Raw genomic sequence first — 24,044 nt, 5'->3', positions numbered from 1 at the left:
ATGACCAGTACTGATACACGCAGCGCGGTCCCCGCCGGTGCCGCTGGCGGCTCGCGTCCGGGCGGGTTCCGGCCTGACATCGAGGGACTTCGAGCTCTCGCGATCGGTCTTGTGCTGGTCTACCACGCCGGGATCACGTTCGTCCCCGGAGGCTTCATCGGCGTCGACGTCTTCTTCGTCGTCTCCGGGTTCCTCATCACCGGGCTCCTCGTCCGCGAGGTGGAGCGGACGGGACGCATCTCGCTCTCGCGCTTCTACGCCCGCCGGGCAAAGCGGCTCCTGCCCGCCTCGGCACTGGTCCTGACCGCCACAGCGGTGCTCACCTGGCTCACCGCGTCCGTCGTCGAGTGGCGGACCATCGGCGGCGACATCGTCAGCGCGTCCCTGTACGTCGTAAATTGGCGTCTTGCCGATCGCGCGGTCGACTACCTCGCCGAGGGCACCGGCGCCTCTCCCGTGCAGCACTTCTGGTCGCTCGCGGTCGAGGAGCAGTTCTATATCGTCTGGCCGCTCCTGCTGCTCGTCGTCGCGGCGATCGTGCGGCGGCGCAAGGTGGCCGTCCGCCCGCTGATGGCGATCGCCCTGACGTTGATCGTCGTGCCGTCGCTCGTCTACTCGGTGATCGCGACCGCTTCCAACCCGGCCACGGCGTTCTTCATCACCCCGACGCGGCTCTGGGAGCTCGGGATCGGCGCGCTGGTGGCCGTGGGGGCCAGTCTCTGGCTCCGCATCCCCCGGCCGGTCGCACTGGCTCTCGGCTGGCTGGGGTTCGGCACGATCCTCGTCGCGGCGCTCATGCTGGACGGCACGACGCCATGGCCCAGCGCCTGGGCCCTCGTTCCCACCCTGGCCACCGCCGCGATCATCATCGCGGGCGCGCACGTGGTCGGTGGGACCTCACGCTTCCTGGCATGGCGCCCGTTCGTCTGGATCGGTGGGCTCTCCTACTCCCTGTATCTCTGGCACTGGCCGCTGCTCATCGCCGCGACGAACATCTGGGGCGAGCTCGGGCAGAAGCAGGGGTTGCTGGTCATGGCGGCGTCGTTCGTCCCCGCGTGGCTCTCCTACAAGTTCGTCGAGAACCCGGCACGCTTCTCACGTCGGCTGAGCGAGTCCAACGGGCTGACGCTGTCGTTCGGTGCGAACCTCACCGCGGTCGGCGCGATCGCCGGGATCGTCCTGATGTTCGCCGTCCCCTCCGTCGGCACGGCGGGCGCGACAACCACGAGCGACCCTGATCGCCTGGGCGCCAACAAGCTGGAGCGCGAGAAGGACACCGCCTCCGGTGAGGACACCGTCACGGGTATCGAGGTGGTCGACACGGTGGCGTCTCTCGTCCCTCAGCCGCAGGACGCCGTCGACGACGTCCCCGCCGCGTACTCCGAGGGCTGCCAGGCTGAACCGGCAGCCACAGAACCCGTGTACTGCGAGTTCGGGGACCCTGACGGTGAAGTGACCGTCGTCCTGACAGGGGACTCGAAGATGATCCAGTGGGTCGACCTGTTCGACCGGATCGGAGTCGACGAGGGGTGGCGCGTCCTGACCGCCACAAAGTCCTCGTGCAGCTTCTCGGGTGCCCTGGGCACGGCGTTCGACGAGCCGTACGTCGAGTGCGTGGAGCACAGCGAGCGCCTCATGGCCGACATGCTCGAGATGCGGCCCGACGTCATCGTGACGTCTCAACGACACAAGGAAGGCGCCGACGACGACGGCACGATGCGCCGGGGGCCGATGATCGACGCGCTGAGAAGCACCTGGCAAGAGCTCGAGGAAGCCGGGATCGACGTCATCGCTCTGATGGACAATCCGAGCCCCTTCGGCATCGATGCTGCCGAAGGACAGGTGTACGCGTGCGTTGCTGACCATGCCGAGGAGTTGAGTCGTTGCGCGTTCGACCGTGACGGCGGCATTGAACGCAGCGGACAGCCAGTGTTCGTCGAGGCAGCTCGAGAGGTCGATGAGGTCGACGTGCTCGACCTCACGGACACACTCTGCAACGACAGCATGTGCCCGCCTGTCATCGGGGATGTCCTCGTCTATCGTCAAGGTTCACACGTCACGAACACCTACGTGGCAACGCTCGAAGACGTCATGGCCGCGCGACTGGTTCCGCTCGTGGATCAAGCCGTCAGAGCGTCCGCAGGGGAATGAGAGGGACCACACGTATGGGGATCAAGGACGTACCAGCGCGCCTCGGGCGAGTCGTCGACCGGGTTCCGGCGACGATCGTTCCCGGACCGGTGGGTCGACGCCGCGCAGAGGCGCACCGCGCCACGATGCGAGGCGCCCGGCACCGCGGGAAGCTCCCTGCTCTTCAACGCTCAGCGGAGATGGTGCTTCGGTACGAGCCGAAGGATCAGGCCGCTCACGATGCACTGCTCTACGCGCGGGACGGGTTGGCTCTGGCCGCGGCCGGCTTCCCCCTGCCCGCGCGGGCGGCTTCGACCCCGTACGAGCCAGCGTCGCAGTCCGTCCTGTCCGTCCTGTCGCAGTCCCTGCCGATCCGCTCCGGCGGATACGCGACCCGCACCCACGGAATCTTGTCGGCGCTCGCCTCGCGCGGGTGGGACGTCGCCGCGATCACCCGCCGCGGTTTCCCCTACGACAAGTGGCCCGCCGACGACACGCGTGAGGTGCCCGAGGTCGACACCGTCGGACCCATCGCGTACCACCGCTCACTGGAAGAAGGTCGCCGGCAGTACCCCCAGCACCCGCTGACCGACTACGTGAACTCCTTCGCGGACGACGTAGAGGCCCTCGCCCGTGACCGACGCGCCAGCGTCATCCACGCGTCGAGCTTCTACGCGACAGGTCTGGGAGCGGCGGTCGCCGCCCGCCGCCTCGGGCTGCCGTTCGTCTATGAGCTCCGCGGGCTCGAGGACCTCATGCGCGGCGCGAAGGTGCCGACCTTCCGCAAGAGCAGCGGGTTCGACTTCATCTCCCGCATGGAACTGGACGTGTGCCACGCCGCGGATGCGGTGCTGGTCATCACCCATGCTCTGCGGGACGAGATGATCGCCCGCGGCGTCCCTGCGGAGAAGATCGCGGTGCTGCCCAACGGCGTGCACGTCGACGAGTTCATTCCGCGCGAGCGCGACATCGCGCTGGCGGAACAACTCGGGATCGTCGGCAAGACCGTGATCGGGTACGCGGGGAGCATCGTCCACTACGAAGGGCTGACCCTCCTGATGGACGCCGTCGCCGAGCTGGCGGAGGTACGGGAGGACTTCGCCGTGGTGATCGTCGGCGACGGCGCGGACGGAGAGCGAGTGCGGGAGCGTGCCGAGCGCCGTGGCCTCGACGGGATCGTGCACTTCACCGGCCGGGTCCCTCACGACGAGGTGGGTCGCTACCTGTCGTTGTTCGACATCGCACCCTTCCCTCGCAGGCCCCTGCCCGTCTGCGAGCTGATCTCGCCCATGAAGCCGTTCGAGGCCATGGCGACCGAGACTGCCGTGGTCGTCTCCTCGGTCGCGGCGTTGACTGAGATCGTCACGGACGACGAGACAGGACTCGTCTTCACGGCGGGTAGCCGCAAGTCGCTGGTCGAAGTGCTGGCACGGATGCTCGACGACGAACAGCTGCGCAGCAGGCTCGGTCGGTCGGGTCGAGCGTGGGTCACTGCCGAGCGTGACTGGAGCACCGTGTCGGAGGTCGTCGACTCGACCTATCGAGCGCTGCTCGGCGCGGAGGACCTGCTCGCAGAGAGGCCGCAGCGCACCTGAAGCGCTGACGGTGAGGAGAGATGGCACGTGGGCACTCTGGTGTGCTCACGAGGAGAGGAATGGCGATCGTGAGCGAGACCCCTACCGTGGGGGAGGGACGCACCTGGTTTGAGGAGCGACCCGACAACGCGGTGATCGTCGACCATGCGGCGATGCTGCGGAGCAAGCGGCGCACGGCCTTGACGAACACGGCCGTCCGCACGCGGTCCTTCCCCCTGCGTCACGTCCTGGTCGAGGGCATGAGCCCCGGCCTCGACTACGACGACCTGATCCGCGCCGCGCGGACGTCACCGGAAGCGGCCGCTGAGCTCGTCCCGCGCGACAGCATCACCTGGCTGTTGTCCCTCGCGCGGGTGGTGGCATCGCAGATGCTGCGCGCCGAGGACCTTGGCGACGCACTGCTCCTCTATCAGGCAGGCGCGCTCCTGCGCGACCCGGGACGGTGGGCGGCCGAACACCAGCTGCTCTACGGTCAGCTCCTGTTCGACCACCAGCACTACGACCTGCTCCGCACCGTTGTGGCGTCCTTCGGTAACCTGCGGGACGAGGACCGCGCGTTCCTCGAGATCGACCTTCTCGCCGCGGAGCACGGTCACTCCACGTCGTGGACCGCAGCCCTCAACGCCACGTTGGGACGCTACAACGCCGCGCCTGTCCACGTCCGGGGTGACGCGACGACGCCGTTCGACGGACTCGAGGCGAGCGTCGAGCCCAGTTCCGTCGACGGGCCGCTCATCTCCGTCATCATGTCCGCGTACCGCCCCGGGCAAGAGATCTTCACAGCGGTCCGGTCGATCCTGCGCCAGACATGGTCCCGGCTCGAACTGATCATCGTCGACGACGCATCAGGCGTCGAGTACGCATCGATCTTCCGCCAGGTGGCTCGTCTCGACGACCGGATCCGCCTGATCCGGCGCGAGCACAACCAGGGCACCTACGTCGCACGCAACGCCGGGCTTCGAGAAGCCACCGGCTTTCTCGTGACCTTCCAGGACTCGGACGACTGGTCACACCCGGAACGACTGGAAAGGCAGTCGAGACCGCTGCTCGACGACACGTCCGTGCACTCGACCCTCAGTCGCTCCATCAGGTGCACGCCCGACCTCGTCTTCCAGCGGCTCGGTAGCCGGACGAGTCGCCGGAACGCCTCGTCGCTGATGTTCCGTCGAGAAGAGACGATCTCTCGGGTCGGCTACTTCGACTCGGTGCGCAAGAGCGCAGACTCCGAGTTCAACGAACGCCTCGTCGCAGCAAGCCCCGGACGGCAGGTCATCGTCGAGGACCAGCTCGCGTTCGTCCGCCTCGTCGACGGCTCGTTGTCCCGGTCCGACTTCGTGGCCGGTTGGGCACACGCTGCACGAACCTCGTACAGGCAGAGCTACCGACACTGGCACGGGCTGATCCGAAGCGGCGCGTCACCCGTAGTCGGGCTGGAGGACGATCCACGTCCGTTCCCCGCGCCGCACCCCTTCCGCCGGAGCATCGGCCCAGCTCCTCAGCTCACCTACGACGTCGTCTTCGCCGGTGACTGGCGCCGGTACGGTGGGCCGCAACGGTCCATGATCGAAGAGATCCGCGCGCTCATGGGGCAAGGACTACGCATCGGCGTGCTACAGATCGAAGCACTGCGGTTCGCCGAGGTCGCGCACCGCGACATGTGCGTCGCGGTGCGCGATCTGGTGCATGACGGAACCGTCGATCTCGTCGTCCTCGACGAGCCCGTCCATGTCGAGCTAGTGATCCTGCGCTACCCGCCCGTCCTCGAGTTCCCTCCGTCACTCCCGTCGAGGATGACCGTCGGTCGACTTGTCGTCGTCGCCAACCAGGTGCCGGTCGAGATCGACGGATCGGACACGCGGTACACGATCGAAGACTGCGTACGTTCGTCGCGCCACCTCTTCTCTGTCGACCCGCTATGGGTTCCGCAAGGACCGCTCGTCCGGGAGGCGATCATGCACGACGTCTCGCCGACGCGCCTCGCGCCGTTCGACAGTCCCGGCATCCTGGCGGTCGAGGAGTGGTCGATGCCACGCGATCGCTTCCGGTCCGACCAACCGATCATCGGTCGCCTCTCACGCGATGCGGAGCTCAAGTGGCCTGACGATCCGGAAGACATGACAGCGGCCTATCCGGTCGACGGGCGGTGCGACGTCAGAGTGATGGGTGGGCGCCGTGCGGTGCGGCGAGTGCTCGGTGAAGTACCGGCAACCTGGCTGGTCTACGACCAAGGAGAGATCGATCCACGGGCGTTCCTCCACCAGGTCGACTTCTTCGTCTACTTCCATCACCCCGTTCTTCGCGAGGCGTTCGGCCGCGTCATCCTCGAAGCGCTCGCAACCGGGTGCGTCGTCATCCTTCCTGAGCACTTTCGCCCCGTTTTCGGGGACGCCGCGCTCTACTGCCGCCCTCAGGAGGTCTGGTCGATCGTCTCCGCGCTCTACGCGGACACGGATGCCTACCAGGAGCAGTCCGCGCGAGGGCTGCGCGCCGTCCAGGACGACTACAGTCACGACGCGTACAGGCGTCTGGTCGGCAGTTTGCTGCCGTCTCGGCCGGCCTTGAGCGTTCAGAGGAGCTAACGGTGGAAGAGCAGGCAGACGACGGGCGTCCTCCCGCAACTCCGCCTCGGGAGAAGGTGCTGCGAGAGATCGCAGAGCACCTCCGGGAGCAGCAGGTCAGCCCGACGGGCGTCGTCCGCGCGGCCCAACGCACGCGTTCGCGGAGGTTTCGCGACCTTATCGCCCTGGCTGCGTCCGACGGTGCCGCCACGTATGCGGACATCGTCCGCGCGAGCTCGACGCACGATGGGCGAGGCCCCACCTTTCACCTCTCCCGCACGTGGAGCGCAGCCCTCGCCGAGGTGCTGGTGTCGCAGCGGTCGGAGCCGGACGACCTCGATCACGCCGAGTACCTACTCCGCAGAGCGGCGAAGAACCGTGGGCTTCGCTCACTGAAGCCTGGAGCCCAGCGGCTGCTCGCCGAAGTACTGCTCGACCAGGGCGCGAACGCGGACCTCCGAGCCTTCCTGCCGCGCCTGACGGCTCTCGGAGCGGCCCCCCGCACCATGCTCACCGCTGACCTCGACAACCCTTGGGCATCGCCCGGAGGGTCCGTCGCGGCCTGGTACGCCACTGTCGACACGCTGCTGGCAGGGCTGGCTCCGGTCCGACTGCGGGACTCGAGCCGAGAGGAAGCGCCCTTCGACCGACTCGACGCACCCACCGACGTCACCATCGACGAGGGGCCGCTGGTCTCCGTCCTCATCAGTTCCTTCCGGCCGTCGACCGGGCTGCTCACGTCAGTACGCTCTGTCGCCGCGCAGACATGGTCGAACCTCGAGATCCTCGTGGTGGACGACGCCTCCGGCCCGGACTACTCCAAGATCTACGAGCAGGCGAAGGCCATCGACCCGCGGGTGAACATCCTCACGCAGGCACGCAACCAGGGCACCTACGGGGCGCGTAACCTCGCCCTCGACGTCGCGCGGGGACAGTACCTCACCTTCCAGGACTCCGACGACTGGTCACATCCCGAACGCATCGAGCGACAGGTCGCTCTGCTCGAAGCCGACCCGTTGGTCGACTCCGTGCGTACCCACGCCTACCGTGTGAACGACGATCTCGTCTTCACTCGGGTGGGCAACCCGTCCGAGATCGTGGCGGCTCCGACACTGATGTTCCGCCGAGCGAAGACGCGGGCGAAGATCGGCTACTACGACCGTGTCCGGAAGGCGGCGGACACCGAGTACCACCGCCGGATGGGCCTAGCCCTCACCGGACGGTCGGTCGACCTCGCCCTCCCGCTCCTGTTCATGCGGATGGGGGACGGATCTCTCTCTCGCGATGAGTTCGGGCCTGGGTGGCGTCATCCTGCGCGCCTCGTCTACGAGTCCGCCTATGCGCACTGGCACCAACGGATCCGTTCGGGCGCTTCCCCGTACCTTCCGCCGGATGGCGATCGTCGTTTCGGAGCGCCCCGTCGCTACCAGGTCGCGCCGTCCGGACCGACACAGTTCGATGTCGTCTTCGCCGCAGACTGGCGTCATGACGGTCCGCTCGAGCGAGAGGCCGCCGACTGGCTGGCCGAGCTCGCGGACCAATCGCTGACGATCGGGATCCTTCACGTCGAGAAGCTCGGACTCGACGTGCGACGCCCGCGATCCTATATCGACCCGGTCAGCGCGCTCGCCGACCGCGGTACGGTCGAGATCCTCAGCTACGACGACACGGTCGAGACCGGCCTCACCGTCGTCGTCGACCCCAGCTGTCTGAGCTTCCTGCCTGCGTCGCCCGCGGGGCTCAGGTCACGTCGAACCGTCATCCTGGCGAGCCGGCCCCCCGTGAGCCGCGAGGGGGTCCTTCGCGCCTACGACCCGCAGGAGGTCGTCGACAACGCGCGGCGGGGGTTCCGTGGCGACGTCCGCTGGAGTGTGCGCGGCGAGGGTACGCGCAGGGCTCTGGTCGAGGCCGCAACAGCGCCCGTCCTCGCTCACGACCTTCCGCTCGCGATCGCTCCGGGGAGCGCATCACCGAGGCTGCACAGACCCGACACACCAGTGGTGGTCGTGGTGCTCACCGAAGAATCGCCAGAGAGCGTAGCGCAGGCGGCGCGGATCGCGCGCGTGTGCAGCGACGCCGGGACGGACGTCCGCGTCCGGACGAGCGAGGTCGTCCGGTCGCGCCTAACGACACTGCTCGACGGTGCGACGAGTGTTCTCCTCCTGCGAAGTCTCGAGACGACGCAGCGCGTCATGCTCTCGACGGCGACCGACGTCGTCCTCGTCGGCACCGATCACGGACCGCTCACCCGACGCGTGGTGCTCGAGGCGTCGGCACTGGGAGCTCGGCCGATCGTGCCGCAGGCTCATGCTTCGCAGAACCCGGAAGCCGCAGCGTACACGGCGGTACAGGACGTCATGCACATCCTCTCGGGCCGCTCCTCCACACCCGACCGACGATCCCCTGCCGGTACGCGGAACGCGCTGCGTGGTCAAGAGGCACTACGGGACTGGTACCTCGAGGCGATCAGGGACTGATCTGCCCGCTCGTGCGCTCTCGGGCTCCTACGCGTCAGCTGTAGGCGCGCGAGGCAGCATGCCGGTCTGCTGCTTCGAGACGTGCGGCATCGATAGCTGCGACGAGGCGGCGCTGCATGACGTCGACCTGCACGGATAGCTCGGCGAGCTCCGCGCTCGTCGACGAGACGATCTGCGCCGGCGGTCGCTTGGCGGCACGGCGGATGGTCGAGATGGTGCGGCGCTGGACCTCGACGAGCATCACGGCGACAATCGCGACCAGGACTCCGAGGACGGCCACCGCGACGCGGAGCTCACCGAAGATCGCGAGCACCGCGACCGCGGCTCCGAGCGCCACACATCCAACGGCCAACAGACGAAAGCGACTGATCTTGCGCACGACGACTCCCACACAGAGCACGACCGACCTTCAGGGGCCGGAGGACAGTGGCAAGGCTATCGGACGAGCCGAGCCGTACGATTCTCCGGGGGCCAGCATCTGGTCTCCGACTGACGACGACCGGAGTGATACGCGTGCCTGACGGTTCTTCCTTCCCTACCCACTCGCTGCGCGCCGTCCTCGGCAAGTCCGTCCGTCGTCTCCGCGGCTCGTCGACGCCTCGACCGGGGCTGGCGACTTCGACATCGGACGGGGTCCTGGTCGAAGCGCCGACGCCTCGGTCGGCATCGTTCCCGCCCCCGTCGACGGTCCGTGCCTGGGTCGTCGGCTCGAGGGCTGCGGACCTCGCCCTCGAGTGGGACCAGGTGGTCCCGTCCGCCGAGGGGTGGCGATCCCAGCTCGACGGCGACGTGCCGGAACTCCTCCTGCTCGAGGTCACGCGGGGCGTTCCTCAGGGCTGGTCAGGTGATCCCCAGTCACTGCGCGAGCTCGTCGTCGAGCTCGCCGCTCGGCAGGTTCCCCTCGTCGTGCACGCGCGCGACGACGTCCCGTTGCCCGAGTGGTTGCAGACCCCACTGAGCGTGCTCGTCCTTGACCCGGGGACCTCGCGTCCTCAAGGCGCCTCGGAAGACCTGGTCGTCATCACCGCCCCGCCGAGCGTCTCGCCTCGTGCGCTCGCTACGCTCCCCCCGCGAGCAGCCGACAGCAGGAGGCCTGGTATCGCGCGCGCCCCGGGCACCGAGCTCGCAGCCGGTGTGGTCTCCCGGCTCGCCGGCGCGCCGACGGTCGACGTCGCGGGCACGACCTCACGCCCCGCTGTGCCGGGCGAGCACCGTGCCGTCCTCGCGAGCGCGTCGACGCCCGCCACGGAGCTGCTCATGGCCGCGCTGCACGCGACCCCGATCATCTTCGCGTCCGCAGGGCCCGACGACCGGGCAACGACGCTCGACGACCTGGTGCACCACGCGACGGGAGCCGCCGAGATCCGCGCGCAGTCCGTCGCCTACGTGAACCAGACGGAGCTCGTCGACCGCGAGGGCCTTCGACTGCGTCGCGCGGTCCTGACCGGCCTGACCGTCCGAGACCGCGTCGACGACATCCTCGACGGCGTCGGGATCACGGTCGACCGCGCACCGCGCGACGTCTCCGCCGTCGTGCCGACGAACCGTACGCACGAGATCTCCAACGTCCTGCGCAACGCGGGCCGCCAGGAGCGCGTCGATCTCCAGCTGGTGCTCGTCCTGCACGGCCTGGACCTCGACGAGAGTGCTGTCCGTCGTGAGGCGACCGAACAGGGCGTGCAGAACCTCGAGATCGTGCACGCGAGCGCCGATCTGACGCTGGGCGCATGCATGAACCTCGGCGTCGACGCCTCCGACGGGTCGTTCATCGCGAAGATGGACGACGACAACTACTACGGGCCGCAGTTCGCCGCGGACCTCATCGACGCTTTCCGGTACACCGATGCCCAGATCACCGGCAAGTGGGCGCACTACGTCTGGCTCCGGTCGACCGGCGCGGTCGTCCTGCGGTACCCGGCCTCGGAGAACGCCTACGAACGCCGCGTGCAGGGCGGCTCGATGATGTTCCAGGGAGACCTCGTCCGCTCCCTGCGCTTCGGCGACCTCCCGCGCGCGGTCGACAGCGACATCCTGGATCGCGCGATGGCCGAAGGCGCCTCGATCTACTCGGCCGACCGCTTCAACTTCGTCAGCGTCCGCGGCACCGACCGCACGCAGCACACGTGGACGGTCAGCGACGCGACGTTCTTCACCGCCAAGGGGGACCTGCGGTTCTTCGGCGATCCTACCGAGCACGTCACGGTGTGAGGCCGAGCTCCTCGTAGACCGTCGCGACGGACCGAGCGACAGCTGACCAGTCTCGTTCCGCGCGGACCCACTCGAGCCCCTGCTCGGCGACCGTGGCGCGTGCCGCCCGGTCGTCGAGCGTCGATGCCAAGACCTCCGCCAGCGAAGCGGCCGATCCCTTGGTGAACAGGCGGCCGTTGCCGCCGTCCGTGACGATCTCCGCGAGCGCCGCGACGTCGGAGGCCACGACGAGCTTGCCCATCGCCATCGCCTCGAAGGGCTTCAGCGGAGAGACCAGCTCGCACACGGCGACGGGGAGACGCGGGAACGGCGCGACGTCGATGATCGAGTAGTACCGCTCCACCTCCGTGTGCGGGACACGGCCGGTGAAGACCACGAGGTCCTCGACGCCGAGCTCCGCTGCCCGCTCCTTGAGGGTCGGCAAGGAACGACCGTCACCGACCACGAGCACACCGAAGTCGGAGCGCTCCGTGCGCAGGCTGGCGGCCGCCTCGACCAGCAGCTCGAGCCCCTCGTACTCCAAGAGGCTCCCGACGTATCCGATGACCGTCTTGCCGTCGAGGCCGAGCGACGCCGCGAGCGCCTCGTCCCGCTCCTGAGGTGCGAACCGCGCGGTGTCGACGCCGTTGGGCACGACCGCGATCGTGTCCGCCTCGACGCCACGCTCGACGAGGACGTCTTTCAGCGCACCCGTGATGGCGATCACCTTGTCAGCCCCACGGGCCACGTCGGTCTCCATCTGTACGTTGAGTGCCCAGTGCTCCGTCTGGTCGTAGTCCGGCTGGCGTGCGAGCCGCGTGTACTCCCACAGTCCACGCACCTCGTACACCGACGGGACACCCAGCTCTCGGGCGACCGTGACAGCAGCGGCGCCGTTGCGGTAGTTGCTCGCCGCGTGCACGAGCCGTGGTCTGCGATCTGCGAGGAACGACGTCAGGAGCCGTGAGTAGTCCTCGACGGCACGTTCGACCGGGAAGACCGGGAACGTGCGACGTCCTTCCAAGAGGTGGTGGTACGGCACCTCGTCGACGATGTCGACCTTGCTCGCCGGCTCTGCGCCGGGGACGTCGACGGGGTAGCCCGGCCGCGTCACACCCTGCACGTCCCAGCCGAGCGAGCGCACAGCACCGAGCAGACCGTGCGTCCGGGTGGCGTACCCCATCGAGACCTGCGGGAGGGCGCTGTGGAGAAGGTAAGGGATGACACCGTCCGGCGGCGTGGTTGCCGCAGCGGTCCTCACGGGAGGGCTCCAGCCCTCGTCCAGCGTCGTGAGCATCGAGCGCCCGACGTTGACCAGCAGGCGTGCCCGCGGGTTTGCGGGGTGCTCCTCGAGGACAGTGCTCGCGAGCTCGGTGCTCACCGAGAAGTCACCGGCAGACCTCAGTGTCCGGGCGAGCCGGACCCTGGCGTCCGGATCGACCCCGTGCGCGGACAGCACGACACGCCCTAGGCCTTGGAGCTCGCTCACCGGCGCGTCGGGATCGGCCCACGCCGCGAGGACCTCGAGCGGGTAGGGCGCGTCACGGTGCTGCTCGGCGACGACAGCGAGCGAGCGACCGCTGCGGATCTCCCCGGCGACCTCACGGGCGACGACGAGGCGTTCGCGGGCGACGTCATCCTTCACGTGCGACACCGCGCCCACCACCAGCTCCTCCCCCACCGAGTCCGTGGGCAACGCCAGGACGCTCCGGACGAACGGGGTCACCGTCCGGGCATCGAGCCCGTGCTCGGCGATCCGGCGAAGGAGCCGGGCAGCGTCGTCGGGCGCGCGATCGACGAGATAGGCGGACGCAGCCACCTGAACGGCTAGCGGCGTCGACGGCGCCTCGGCCCGCGCCAGCACGTCGGGTACCTCCAGCACGGTGCCGGTGCGCTCACGGGCGACGCGGAGAGCGACGACCGCAGCCTGGTCGTTCCGCGAGCGCAGCATCCGGAGGGCGAGCGGGCGGCCCTGCGCACGGTCCTTGTCGATGCGACGGCCGAGCTCACGCTCACCCAGCATGGTCGGCACCGCCCCCCGGACCAGAACGGGGCGACGGACAAGGAACTCTGCAACGCGTCCGCTCGTCCGGCGCAGCAGGTCTCGGCTCACACTCATCAGATTCTTGGCGCTCTCGTCTCGGTGGGGGCGGCGACAGCCGCGCCTCCCGAGGCTACCCGAGGCGCGCGGGAGGTCTGGATCGCGGCGCGCGGTCTCAGTTCCGGGTGACGGCGAGCGCCTGAACCCCGTGGACGACACGGCCCAGGTCGTCGAGGTCTCGATGCTCTTCCAACCAGTAGCTCATGGCCTCCCGCTCGTCCTTGCGCATCACGTCGTCGAGCACGACGAGGGCTCCGGGAACGAGGGTGTCATGCAGGACGGGCATCGCGGGGTAGCGCGCGTGTCGACCGGTCGCCTGCGGCGGACCGTCGACGAGCAGAAGGTCGATCGGTCCCAGGCTCGACGGATCGACGTCGTACCAGGGGAAGTCACCTCGAGGGGTCGGGGTGCTGACCAGGGGGGCGTGCCGCACCTCCGCCCACTCGCTCAGACCGTGCTCCGCGAGGAGCTGCCGCGTCTTCTCCACGTACGTCGCGTCGTGCTCAAGGGCGATGAGGCGACCTCCCCCGCTCTCCTTGAGCGCGTAGCTCATCCAGAGCGTTGACGTCCCGCTGCCGCACTCGACGACCAGGCCCGGGCCGCGGGACTCGATGGTCTCGAGCAAGTACAGCAGGGCCGACGGGCTCAGCGCCCACCCTGCGACCCGGGGCAGCGCAGCCCGCGGGGAGTAGCGAGCCCGCAGCTGGTCGAGCGCCTGGACGTCCGTCAGCAGGTGCCCGTCGAGCAGGTCGACCTGCTTGCGCACACCCGTGACGATGCTCGCCGTGCGCCGGTTCCGCTCATCCATCCGTTCGCTTACCGCGTCGAGCTTCCGCAGGAGCTTCTGCTCCGAGTCAGCCAGACGAGCGAGCGTGGCGTCGTGGCCGGCAGAGCTCGAGCGGGCAAGCTCACCGACCTGCTCGGTCTGCCCCTGGAGCTCCGTGCGCAGCGCCCTGAGCTGCGCGGACACGACCTGCTGCCGCCGCCGCACGTCGAGAAGCCCGAAGGCGCAAGCCGCGAGAAGGAGCGCTCCCCCGACGGCGGCGAGCGCCCACGCTTCGAGGGCCGCTGCGGCGACCGCGCCGACGACCAGGACGGACGTTCCAGCAACTGCGACCCACGCTCGGGTCGTCCTGCGCGCCATGCGGGCTCCTTTGCGGTCGAGCGGTGCACCCACACCCTAGCCCGCCCGACGACCAGGAACGCTCGTCACCGCACGGTGACCCGGAGGGTGTTCGACGTACCCTGCGGGTCGCGGGTCGGGACCCCTGGCGGAGAAGAGACCGTCGAGGCGCGTAGCCGGTAGGAGTTCGTCGCGCCCGGGGTGATCACCGTGGTGGCGCCGCCGTCCTTCACGTCGATCTGTCGCACGTGCTCCCAGGAAGACCCGTTGCGGCGCTGGAGGTTGATCTTCCCGGACACGGGTCCGTTCCCCGAGAGCCAGGTGATCCGTAGCGTCGTGCGCGCACCGCGACTCACGCTCGCCGGACCGGCGAGCTCGACGAACGGGAGGGAGACGTTGCGCACCGTGATCGTCACTGTGTTGCTCGTCCCCCGAGGGTGCGAGAGGTCGATGTCGCTGCGCGTCGAGCAGGACGACGCGCGCAGCCTGTACTGGTTGGTGGCGCCGGGCGTGATGACGGTCTCGGCCCGCCCACCGCTGACCTGGACGGACCGCACGTGCTCCCAGGCACCGTTCTTCAGTCGCTGGAGGTTGACGAGGCCGGCAAGGTTGGACCCCTCGGCGGTCCAGCGGATGTCCAGCGTGGTGCGCGCGCCCCGTGCGGTGACCGCCGGGGCGCTCATGCTCAAGGAGGACGCCACCTTGAGACGGCTGGCGACGTCGTGGCGCAGATTGGTCAGCTGTGCGTAGAGAGAGCCGCCAGGGCACTCGGTGCTCTTGGCGTGGCGGTGACCGGCGATCCTCGGCTGACTGCGTGCGTTGGACCCCGGGTAGTTGGCCGTGGCCCAGGGCGTGGCGATTCCGTGGACCGAGAACTTCCATGCGATCGCCTGGGCGAGTGCGGTCCGGACCGCTGGCTCGACGGCCTTGGAGGTGTAGGTGCCGATCGCCGAGATCCCGAACGCCGCGGAGTTGTAGTACTGCGTGTGCGCCGCGACGACGTTCCGGTCCAGACCCCCGAACGCCCCCTCCCAGAGGCGCCCGAACCGGTCGACGAGGATGTTGTAGCCGATGTCCCAGAAGTTCCGCGACACGACGTGGTAGCGGTAGATGCTCCGCAGGATTGCTGGCACCTCGGACTGGGTGTAGGCGTTGGACCCTGCGGTGTGGTGCACGAACGTCCCCAGCACCTGGCCGTACTGGATCGGTTGCCCGTAGTTCGCCCGGAGAGTCTCGTCCGCGCCCCAGGCGTTGCGCGAGTTGAAGGCAGGGCGCGGCGCGGCCGCAGCGAGCGTCGAGCCCACCTTGTTCGAGGTGAGCTCGACCTCCTCGTCGAGGAGATCGGTGGAGGCCGTCTCCACGGCCTCGGTGCTCGTTGCTGCGTCGATTCCCGTGGGCATCGGTCCCCCGTCCACCAGGTCGAGCCGCAGGTCCTCGGGCAGGGACTCGCCCGGCATCGGGTCCACCCGTGCCTCGATCGCATCCGCCGCACCCGTGATGAACGGCGTGGTGCCCGGACGGGGCACCGGACCCGAGCCCGGGTCGGGCATGTCCGCATCCGTCTCCAGCCGCGTCCACGCGCCCCACAGGCCGTCCTGGCGGGCACGCACGAGCACGCTGCCCACGCCCGCGGCGCCCGGCGCCCATGTCAGGCCGGCGAGGTTGAAGGTGCCGCCCGTCAGCTCCTGGCTGAGCAGAAGCGGCGTGTCGGCGCTCTCGATGCCCATGCGCAGGACACCGTCGATCACGTCCGGCTCGACGTCCACCTCGACCGGCATGACGCGGCCCATCGCGGGAGCACCGAGCGCGACGGCGAGGGCGCCCACCACGACTCCGTGGAACTGACGCCGGTCCAACGGGCTCTCGAACGGCGATCGCTGGTCATCCACATCTGTCCCCTGCCTGCCGGAAATCACACTTCTGTGACGTCTGCACCATGTCTCGCATGCCTCACCCATCGTGCGCTGGACCGGGGCGCACGACAACCGCAGGGAAACTTCACCCGTCATCAGGCGAGCCTCGTCTTCCCGTGATACCGATAAGGAGAGGACCGCGGGGGGCCTCGCGGACCAGAGGTGGCACGATGAACGAGCAGGACGACCGACCCACGCCCCGACGTCGGTGGCGGCCACGCGCCGTCGGCGTCGTCCTGGCGCTCCTCGCGTCGACGATGGTGGCGACCCCGTCAGCCTCGGCGGCTGTCGGCGACTACCTTCGTCTGTCCGCGGTCAGCACGGCCTACCCCGGTCATCCCGTGCACCTGTCCGTCACCTGGACCTCCGGGGGACGAGAGGTCGCCGGCGTCGTCAACCTCCAGCGCAGGACATCGACCGGCTGGGAGCACGTGCGACAGGTCCCCGTGAGCAACGGCGCCGCCACGACGACGATCACCCCGGGGGCGACCAACTCCTACCGCCTGCGGGCCAGCTCCACCGTCACGAGCGGTGTGACGACGTCGGATCCCGACGGGACGAGCAACACCATCAGGATCAGCCGCGTCTCAAGCCCGAGTCAGAGCGCGGCTCCCCAACTCCAGGCTGTGCGCGGGTCCGTGCAGAGCGGCCACGCCCAGCTGCACGTTCGATGGACTCGAGGCTCGACCCCGGTCACCGGCAAGGTCAACCTGCAGGCCCGGTCGGGCAGTTCCTGGGTGCACGTCGGGCAGTACCAGATCACGAGCGGTGCCGGGTCGATCTCCGTCGCCGCGAGCTCGACCCGCGACTACCGGCTGCGCACCTCCCAGGTGCAGTCGCCGAGCGGCATCGTCACGAGCCACCCGTACGGCACGAGCGGGACGGTGCAGGTCGCCGGCAGGGTCACCGTGCCGACGTCGTTCGCCGTCACCGGTTCCGGGTGGGGCCACGGCGTCGGTATGTCGCAGTACGGCGCACGGGGCATGGCGGCCGACGGACGGACCTCCAGCCAGATCCTCGGCCACTACTACACCGGGACGAGCGTGACTGCGCGGGACACGAGCAGGGACCTGCGCGTGCAGGTCCTCTCCGGCGCGACCAGCACCTCGATCCGTGCGTCCGGCGGTCAGGCGCGGGTCAGGCTGGGCGGCGCCATCGTCACCACCCTGCCCGCCGGAACGACCTTCACGGTCGAGGCGGTCTCGCAGGGCCTGCGTGTCCGCGCGGGGGGCAGCACGTGGACGACGACGAGCCCCAGCAACGGCGTGCACATGGAGTGGGCGTCCACCCGGTACTTCCAGCCGGGGTCGAGTGTCGAGGTGAACACGTCGGTCAGCGGCGCACAGGGCCTGTACCGCCACGGCCGCCTGGAGCTGCGGAACATCGGGAACCGGGTCAACGCGGTCAACGTGGTCCGGCTCACCGACGAGTACGTCTACGGCATCGCGGAGATGCCGTCGTCCTGGCCCGCGCACGCACTGCGCGCCCAGGCCGTCGCCGCGCGGTCGTACGCGGCCGCCAGCGCGGGATCCGTCCGGGCCGCCTGCGACTGCCACCTCTACGACGACACGCGGTCGCAGAACTACACCGGCTGGCGCAAGGAGAACGAACCCACCTGGGGCGTGCGCTGGCGCCAGGCGGTCGACGCGACGATCAGCACCGCCGGGCTCGGGCACGTCGCCACCTATGGCGGCGCGACCATCCCTGCCTACTACTTCTCGTCCTCCGGCGGGCGCACCCAGAACAGCGAGGACGTCTGGACGGCTGCCCTGCCCTGGGCGCGGAGCGTCGCCGATCCGTGGAGCCTGGGTTCGGCCAACCCGAACTCCTCGTGGACCGCCACGGTCTCGCAGTCCGCCGTCCGCGCGGCGTTCGGCCTCCCCGACGTGGTCGCGGTGAGCGTGGCGTCCCGGACCGCAGGCAACGGTGTCCGCACGGCGGTAGCGACCTCCTCGACCGGGGCGACCGCGTCCATCACCGGTGAGCAGCTCCGCACGCGGCTCGGGCTCCGCTCGACGTGGATCTCCGGGTTCACCTCATAGGATCCGGACCGTAGCGCGACCGGGCGCGCTCAGTTCGTCGCGGGCTCACGCTCCGGGGTCACGGGCTCAGGGCCGCGCAGGAACCCACCGCCCCAGCACAGGTGCATGGTCGCGACGACACCCGGCAGGCGCAGCCGAGCACCGACGGGCAGGCCGGAACCGACCGCGACGGAGCCCGCGACGACCCCGACGGCGTACGTCGCAGGCACGAGGAACCCGGCGATCGCCCAGGGAAGCCCGGCGACCAGGCCGACGACACCCGCCGCGGCTCCGACGACCATGGCGCCGACCGCGACAGGTGGGGCGAGGTAGCGGGCGCTGGCGGTCTCCGGGTAGCGCTGCATGACGTGCCGCCGCCAGCGTCCGCTGCGGTAGAACTGCTCGGCGAGCGCCTTCCAGGACCCGCGCGGCCGGTAGCCGACGCTCAGGCGTGGGTCGAACCAGACGACATGGCCGGCTCGACGCAAGCGGTAGTTCAGCTCCCAGTCCTGCGCGCGCAGGAACTCCTCGTCGAATCCCCCGACCGACTCCAGCGCGTCCCGACGGAACGACCCGAGGTAGACCGAGTCGGAGGGCCCCTCGGCACCTCCGGTGTGGAAGGACACGGACCCGATCCCCAGGGGCGAGCTCATGGCCCGGGCGATGGCCATCTCCAGCGCGGTCCGCCCTTCGGGTCGCATCAGGCCCCCGACGTTCGCGGCGCCCGAGCTCGCCAGCGCCGCCACGGCAGTCGACACGTAGTCGTGCGGGACGACGCTGTGACCGTCGACGCGCACGAGAAGGTCGTGCTGCGCGGCGGCGACCGCCCGGTTGAGGCCGGCTGGCGTCTTGCCCGTGGGGTTGGCCACCACCACCACACGCGGCTCCGCCCGAGCGATGCTCGCAGCGATCTCCTCGGTGCGGTCTGACGACGGCCCGACGGCCACCACCACCTCGAGCGGTCCCGGGTAGTCCTGCTCGAGGATGTGCTCGATCGACTCCTCCAGGTCGCGTTCCTCGTTGCGCACGGTGAGGAACACGGACACACCTGGCTGCTCGACGTTCGCACCTGAAGACACCCCGAGATGCTAGCGGACGCTCGCCCGTCGCCCACGGTGCGTGCGTGCACAAGTCCTCCACCCCATGCGCTCGGTCTCGCTGCGGTGACGTTGCACACGCCGCCTATGCTCTATGCCTGTGACCTCACCTCACCGATCCCGCCGCGCTGCTGCGCAGAGCACGGCCGCTCCGGAGAGCACCAAGGGACCTTCCCACGCCCGTGCGCTCGGCGGCCGTACCGCGCTGCGGTCGATCGGGCTCGTCGCGACGGCCCTCTTCGCCTTCGTCTCGGTGGGCGCCGCGTCGGCGTACTCGACCCTGCAGGGCAACATCAAGACCGCGCAGATCGACGACCTGCTCGGCGAGCGTCCGGAAGAGCAGGAACCGACCGATCCCAACGCCGGGAAGGCGATGAACATCCTCGTGCTCGGTTCGGACTTCCGCGGCGGGGAGAACACCGACTTCGCGGTCGAGGGCGTCGAGGGCATGCGGTCTGACACCACCCTGCTCGTGCACGTCTCGGCGGACCGGTCCCGCGTCGAGATGCTCTCGATCCCCCGCGACTCACGCGTCGACATCCCCTCCTGCACCGCCACGAACGGGAAGACCACCGCACCGGTCAACGACCGCTTCAACGCCGCGTTCGCCCAGGGTTACGACCTCGGCGGAGACCTGGAGTCAGCCGCCGCGTGCGCCGTCAAGACGGTCGAGTCGTTGACCGACGTCCGCATCAACGACTTCGTCGTCGTGGACTTCACCGGCTTCCAGAACATGGTCGACGCCATCGACGGAGTACCGATCTGCATCCCGGTCGACATCGACTCTCCGAAAGCCGACCATCTCAAGCTCAGCGCGGGCAAGCAGACGCTCGACGGGAAGACTGCCCTGAGCTACGCCCGTGCCCGCACGGGACAAGGGCTGGGTGACGGGTCGGACCTCGGGCGCATCGCACGCCAGCAGGAGCTTCTGGCGGCCACGGTTCGCCAGGTGCTGAGCAAGAACCTCCTCACGGACGCTCAGGGTCTCTTCCAGTTCCTCGAGGCCGGAACTTCTTCGCTCACGATGAGCGAGGAGATCGCCTCCATTCCTCACCTCGCCGGGGTCGCCTACAGCCTGCGTGGGCTGTCAGGTGGCAACATCACCTTTATGACGGTCCCGATCGCCGACGATCCCCTCAACCCCCGGGCGACGGTGGTATGGACGCCCGAGGCGGACGAGATCTGGGATCGCCTTCGGGCGGACGAGCCCATCACGGGCGAACCGGCGGAGCCTGAGGAGGCGGCCGCGCCGCCGTCAGGCGGAGCCGGCTCGGTCGAGAGCGACGACTCGACCGGGGCATCCGAGGGTGCGAGCGACGACTCCACCGAGCCGACGACCGGGTCGACGGACGAGCCCAGCCCGCGGGAGACCAAGGAAGCCGGCAAGGAAGCGTTCACGCCCGACGACATCACCGCCGAGTGCGGCTGAGGGACCATGACTCACGACGACCGCCGGGACTCCTCCGCATCCCGACCACCCAGCTTCACACCGCAAGGCGGTCGCCCGACGAGGCCGCAGGCGTCGGAGAACGCCATCCCGGTCGGAGGTGAACGCCGCCGCCCGCCTGCTCCTCAGTCGGCGCTCGCGCCCGACGAGATCGTCCGACCCGAGCCGCGCATCAGACGACAGTCCTCCCGGGAGATCCCGGTCGCGCCGTCCGGTGCGCGCACACCACCGCCGGCCGAGCCGGCCCGGCGGCCCGGCCCGGCGCGGCGAGCCGGCAGGCTGCGGCCGACCGGCAGGTGCCAGGGGGCGGTGCCACGGGCTTGGCGGCAGGCCGGCCACCCGCGTCGGACCGGGTGAGCGCAGCAGACCCGGCCGCGCCGCCCGCGCGCTTCCCCCCAGCCTCTGCCCGTGGTGGAGCACCGAGGGAGGCGGGGCCCGCTCCCGTTCGTGCGGCGGCGCCCGCCGCTGTCCCCGGCCCGGCACGAGCAGTCCCAGCACGATCGGGCTCAGGGGGCGGCCGACGCGGAGGCATCGCGCCGGCACCCGCTGGATCCGCTCCCGGCGGGATCAGGATCCGCAAGGGTCGGGTGGCCGCGCTCGCCCTCGGCCTGCTCCTCGTTCTCGTCCTGGCCTGGCCGATCGGCTTGCTCGTCTGGGCCAACGGCAAGATCTCGCACATCGACGCCCTGTCCGACGCTTCCGGGACGCCAGGCACGACGTATCTCCTCGCGGGGTCAGACGCCCGTGACGACGTGGTCACCGACTCCACCGCGGGCGCCCGGACCGACACGATCATCCTGCTCCACTCGCCGCGGTCAGGTCCCACCGCGATGATCTCGCTCCCTCGCGACACGTACGCCGAGATCCCGGGCCACGGTGCCGGCAAGCTGAACGCCGCCTACTCGTTCGGCGGCGCGCCCCTCCTCGTCACGAGCGTGGAGGAGCTCACGGGCCTCACCGTGGATCACTACGTGGAGATCGGGTTCGCCGGGGTGGAAGGCATCGTCGACGCGGTGGGGGGCATCGAGCTCTGCTACGACGCCGATGTCGACGACGAGAAGAGCAAGCTCGTGTGGACCGCAGGCTGCCACACGGCAGACGGGCATACCGCCCTCGCGTTCTCCCGTATGCGGTACTCGGACCCGAAGGGTGACATCGGCCGCGCCGAGCGTCAGCGCCAGGTCATCGGCGCGGTGGCGACACAGGTCGCGAACCCGAGCATCGCGGTGCGCCCCGGAGACCAGCTCTCGCTCGTCGACGCCGGTCTCGGGGCCCTGACGGTCGACGAGAAGACCGGGATCCTGGACCTCGGTGGGCTCGCTCTCGCGTTCCGGTCGGCAAACGGACCAGGTGGCATCACCGGCACCCCGCCGATCGGCAACCCGGACTACCGCCCGGGCGGTGTGGGCTCGACGGTGCAGCTCGACCCCGAGACCGCGCCCCAGTTCTTCGTCGACGTGCGGGACGGGAACCTACCCCCGGGCGAGGTCGGCGGGATGCCAGAGTAGGAGCCGCGCCCGTCAGGCCCCGAACCCCGTCTGCCGGCCGGGGCGCGACGCGCGCAGGCGCTCGCCCTTCGCCCGCGCCTGGTCCGCCAGACCCTCCTGGAAGGCGACCATCCGCTGTCGCAGGTGCACGGCGTCGTCGTCGGTCCCGGAGGCGAGGATCCGCGCCGCGAGCAGACCCGCGTTGCGCGCGCCACCGATCGAGACCGTCGCCACCGGCACGCCCGCAGGCATCTGCACGATCGAGAGCAGCGAGTCCATCCCGTCGAGGTAGGCCAGCGGGACCGGGACACCGATGACCGGCAGCGGCGTCACGGCAGCCAGCATCCCCGGCAGGTGCGCCGCCCCCCCGGCGCCCGCGACGATCACCCGCAGACCACGCTCGGCGGCCGAGCGGCCGTAGTCGATCATCTCCGTCGGCATACGGTGTGCCGAGACCACGTCGACCTCGACGGGGACGTCGAGGTCCGCGAGGGCGTCGGCCGCGGCCTGCATCACGGGCCAGTCCGAGTCGGACCCCATGACGATGCCGACGATCGGGTGCGCGCTCATGAGGTCTCCGTGGGGTCGCTGGTCCCGGCCGGGGTCCCGGCCGGTGTGCTGTCGGACGAAGCGGGATCGACCGCGGCTGGATCGACAGTGCCAGGATCCTCGCCGCGCAGGATCGCCGCCGCACCGCGTGCCCGACGACGCACCTCGTCCAGGTCGTCGCCGCTGACGTTGACGTGGGCGAGCTTGCGACCCGGGCGCACACCCTTGCCGTACAGGTTGACGCGCGCGTCCGGGTAGGTGCCGAGCACCGTGGGCAGGGCGTCGGTGAGCTCGGCGAGCTCCGAACCGAGGACGTTCGCCATGACGGTCCACCGGGCGGTGGGCGAGGTGTCACCGAGCGGCAGGTCGAGCACGGCGCGCAGGTGCTGCTCGAACTGGCTCGTCGTCGAGCCGTCGATCGTCCAGTGGCCGGAGTTGTGCGGCCGCATCGCCAGCTCGTTGACGAGGATGCGCGGCTCGTCGCCGGGCGCGTCCCCGGCGACCTCGAACAGCTCGACCGCGAGGACGCCGGTGACGTGCAGTCCTTCCGCGATCCGCACCGCGGCGACGCGGGCACGCTCGGCCTCGACGCCGGTGAGCCCGGGCGCGGGCGCGACGACCTCGGCACAGACGCCGTCGCGCTGCACCGACTCCACGACGGGCCACGTGCGCACCTCACCGCCGGGACGGCGTGCGACGAGAACGGCCAGCTCCCGGGTGAACGGCACCTTCTCCTCGACGAGCAGTTGCGGGCCACCGGTGGCGGCGGCCTCGAGCCAGTCCGTCACCTGCTCGGCACCACCACCGGCGACCGAGACCACCCGAACGCCCTTGCCGTCGTATCCGCCGCGCGAGGTCTTGACGACGGCCTCGCCGCCGTTGGCCTCGAGGAACTCCGCCAGGGTCTGCCGGCCTGCGTCGGGGTCCGTCGGGATCGCGACCCAGCGCGGGCACGGCACACCGAGCTCGGTGAGCCGGCGGCGCATGGCGATCTTGTCCTGCGCCTGGACGAGCGCGTGCGGACCCGGGCGCACGGGGGTGCCGTGCTCGATGAGGTCGGTGAGCAGGGCGTTGGGGACGTGCTCGTGCTCGAACGTCAGGACGGCGGCGCGCGGCCGGCCGTCGGTGGGGGCGACGAGCTCACGGACCGCCGCCTCGTCCGACGCGGCACCCACGGGTGCGTCGGTCACGACCTGCGCAGCGGAGGAGTCGGGCGCCTCCACGAGGACCCGCAGGTGCACGCCGAGCTCGCCGGCCGCGGGGGCCATCATCCGGGCGAGCTGTCCGCCGCCGATCACTGCAATCACTGGTGCTGCCACGTGCACCCAGGGTAGTCGCTCGTGCGCGGCACGGCCGACA

15 protein-coding genes are annotated in these 24,044 nt (G+C 69.9%); 8 read left to right on the top strand and 7 right to left on the bottom strand.

What is annotated here, in order from left to right; genetic code table 11:
* From OHL10_RS08695 to OHL10_RS08680, 4 genes are all read left to right on the top strand, one after another.
* Window positions 1–2,151 (top strand): acyltransferase family protein, encoded by a 2,151-nt coding sequence (locus tag OHL10_RS08695; protein WP_265521809.1) that lies wholly within the window; start codon window positions 1–3, stop codon window positions 2,149–2,151.
* A gap of 179 nt (window positions 2,152–2,330) precedes the next feature.
* Window positions 2,331–3,725: a glycosyltransferase family 4 protein gene (locus tag OHL10_RS08690; protein ID WP_265521808.1), complete on the top strand. Its 1,395-nt coding sequence runs from the start codon at window positions 2,331–2,333 to the stop codon at window positions 3,723–3,725.
* 59 nt (window positions 3,726–3,784) lie between these two features.
* Window positions 3,785–6,304, top strand: a complete 2,520-nt coding sequence (locus OHL10_RS08685; protein ID WP_265521807.1) for a glycosyltransferase — start codon at window positions 3,785–3,787, stop codon at window positions 6,302–6,304.
* Between the two features lie 485 nt (window positions 6,305–6,789).
* A complete protein-coding gene (locus OHL10_RS08680) occupies window positions 6,790–8,760 on the top strand; it encodes a glycosyltransferase family 2 protein (RefSeq protein WP_265521806.1) in 1,971 nt (656 codons plus the stop codon).
* A 34-nt stretch (window positions 8,761–8,794) separates the two neighbouring features.
* Here the strand turns inward: OHL10_RS08680 and OHL10_RS08675 are convergent, their stop codons facing one another.
* Entirely contained in the window at window positions 8,795–9,151 is a 357-nt protein-coding gene (locus OHL10_RS08675) for a hypothetical protein (RefSeq protein ID WP_265521805.1), read from the bottom strand.
* Between the two features lie 353 nt (window positions 9,152–9,504).
* On the opposite strand from OHL10_RS08675, the gene OHL10_RS08670 reads away from it, so the two are divergent.
* Window positions 9,505–10,968 carry a hypothetical protein gene (locus tag OHL10_RS08670; RefSeq protein ID WP_265521804.1) on the top strand — a complete coding sequence of 488 codons (1,464 nt, stop codon included), beginning with the start codon at window positions 9,505–9,507 and terminating at the stop codon, window positions 10,966–10,968.
* On the opposite strand, the gene OHL10_RS08665 is transcribed toward OHL10_RS08670, so the two are convergent.
* The 3 genes from OHL10_RS08665 to OHL10_RS08655 form a co-directional block, all read right to left on the bottom strand.
* Complete coding sequence (locus OHL10_RS08665; protein WP_265521803.1) at window positions 10,958–12,970, bottom strand: glycosyltransferase; 2,013 nt, start codon at window positions 12,968–12,970, stop codon at window positions 10,958–10,960. The genes OHL10_RS08670 and OHL10_RS08665 overlap by 11 nt on opposite strands.
* A gap of 193 nt (window positions 12,971–13,163) precedes the next feature.
* Window positions 13,164–14,192 (bottom strand): O-methyltransferase, encoded by a 1,029-nt coding sequence (locus tag OHL10_RS08660; RefSeq protein ID WP_265521802.1) that lies wholly within the window; start codon window positions 14,190–14,192, stop codon window positions 13,164–13,166.
* A 65-nt stretch (window positions 14,193–14,257) separates the two neighbouring features.
* Window positions 14,258–16,060 carry an N-acetylmuramoyl-L-alanine amidase gene (locus OHL10_RS08655; RefSeq protein ID WP_265521801.1) on the bottom strand — a complete coding sequence of 601 codons (1,803 nt, stop codon included), beginning with the start codon at window positions 16,058–16,060 and terminating at the stop codon, window positions 14,258–14,260.
* Between the two features lie 194 nt (window positions 16,061–16,254).
* Here OHL10_RS08655 and OHL10_RS08650 point away from each other — a divergent pair, with 194 nt between their 5' ends.
* Window positions 16,255–18,126: a SpoIID/LytB domain-containing protein gene (locus tag OHL10_RS08650; RefSeq protein ID WP_265521800.1), complete on the top strand. Its 1,872-nt coding sequence runs from the start codon at window positions 16,255–16,257 to the stop codon at window positions 18,124–18,126.
* Window positions 18,127–18,155: 29 nt separating this feature from the next.
* Here OHL10_RS08650 and OHL10_RS08645 read toward each other — a convergent pair whose 3' ends face one another.
* Window positions 18,156–19,184 carry a glycosyltransferase family 2 protein gene (locus tag OHL10_RS08645; protein WP_265521799.1) on the bottom strand — a complete coding sequence of 343 codons (1,029 nt, stop codon included), beginning with the start codon at window positions 19,182–19,184 and terminating at the stop codon, window positions 18,156–18,158.
* Between the two features lie 118 nt (window positions 19,185–19,302).
* Here OHL10_RS08645 and OHL10_RS08640 point away from each other — a divergent pair, with 118 nt between their 5' ends.
* Window positions 19,303–20,631, top strand: a complete 1,329-nt coding sequence (locus OHL10_RS08640; protein WP_265521798.1) for an LCP family protein — start codon at window positions 19,303–19,305, stop codon at window positions 20,629–20,631.
* A gap of 605 nt (window positions 20,632–21,236) precedes the next feature.
* Window positions 21,237–22,157 carry an LCP family protein gene (locus tag OHL10_RS08635; protein WP_265521797.1) on the top strand — a complete coding sequence of 307 codons (921 nt, stop codon included), beginning with the start codon at window positions 21,237–21,239 and terminating at the stop codon, window positions 22,155–22,157.
* Between the two features lie 12 nt (window positions 22,158–22,169).
* Here the strand turns inward: OHL10_RS08635 and purE are convergent, their stop codons facing one another.
* Both purE and OHL10_RS08625 read right to left on the bottom strand, forming a co-directional pair.
* Window positions 22,170–22,706 carry a 5-(carboxyamino)imidazole ribonucleotide mutase gene (gene purE, locus OHL10_RS08630; RefSeq protein WP_265521796.1) on the bottom strand — a complete coding sequence of 179 codons (537 nt, stop codon included), beginning with the start codon at window positions 22,704–22,706 and terminating at the stop codon, window positions 22,170–22,172.
* Window positions 22,703–24,004, bottom strand: a complete 1,302-nt coding sequence (locus tag OHL10_RS08625; RefSeq protein ID WP_265521795.1) for a 5-(carboxyamino)imidazole ribonucleotide synthase — start codon at window positions 24,002–24,004, stop codon at window positions 22,703–22,705. Before OHL10_RS08625 ends, purE begins: the two co-directional genes overlap by 4 nt.
* Window positions 24,005–24,044: the final 40 nt, after the last annotated feature.

Origin of the sequence: Oerskovia flava (assembly GCF_026163685.1) — a bacterium.
Lineage (GTDB): Bacteria > Actinomycetota > Actinomycetes > Actinomycetales > Cellulomonadaceae > Oerskovia_A > Oerskovia_A flava.
Note: the sequence above shows the minus strand (reverse complement) of the source record. Positions and strands in the feature narration are given on the sequence as shown.

Coding starts and splice junctions, on each gene's coding strand:
- OHL10_RS08695 (WP_265521809.1), top strand. CDS start 1: ATGACCAGTACTGATACACGCAGCGCGGTCCCCGCCGGTGCCGCTGGC.
- OHL10_RS08690 (WP_265521808.1), top strand. CDS start 2,331: ATGGTGCTTCGGTACGAGCCGAAGGATCAGGCCGCTCACGATGCACTG.
- OHL10_RS08685 (WP_265521807.1), top strand. CDS start 3,785: ATGGCGATCGTGAGCGAGACCCCTACCGTGGGGGAGGGACGCACCTGG.
- OHL10_RS08680 (WP_265521806.1), top strand. CDS start 6,790: ATGCTCACCGCTGACCTCGACAACCCTTGGGCATCGCCCGGAGGGTCC.
- OHL10_RS08665 (WP_265521803.1), bottom strand. CDS start 12,970: ATGCTGGGTGAGCGTGAGCTCGGCCGTCGCATCGACAAGGACCGTGCG.
- OHL10_RS08660 (WP_265521802.1), bottom strand. CDS start 14,192: ATGGCGCGCAGGACGACCCGAGCGTGGGTCGCAGTTGCTGGAACGTCC.
- OHL10_RS08650 (WP_265521800.1), top strand. CDS start 16,255: ATGAACGAGCAGGACGACCGACCCACGCCCCGACGTCGGTGGCGGCCA.
- purE (WP_265521796.1), bottom strand. CDS start 22,706: ATGAGCGCGCACCCGATCGTCGGCATCGTCATGGGGTCCGACTCGGAC.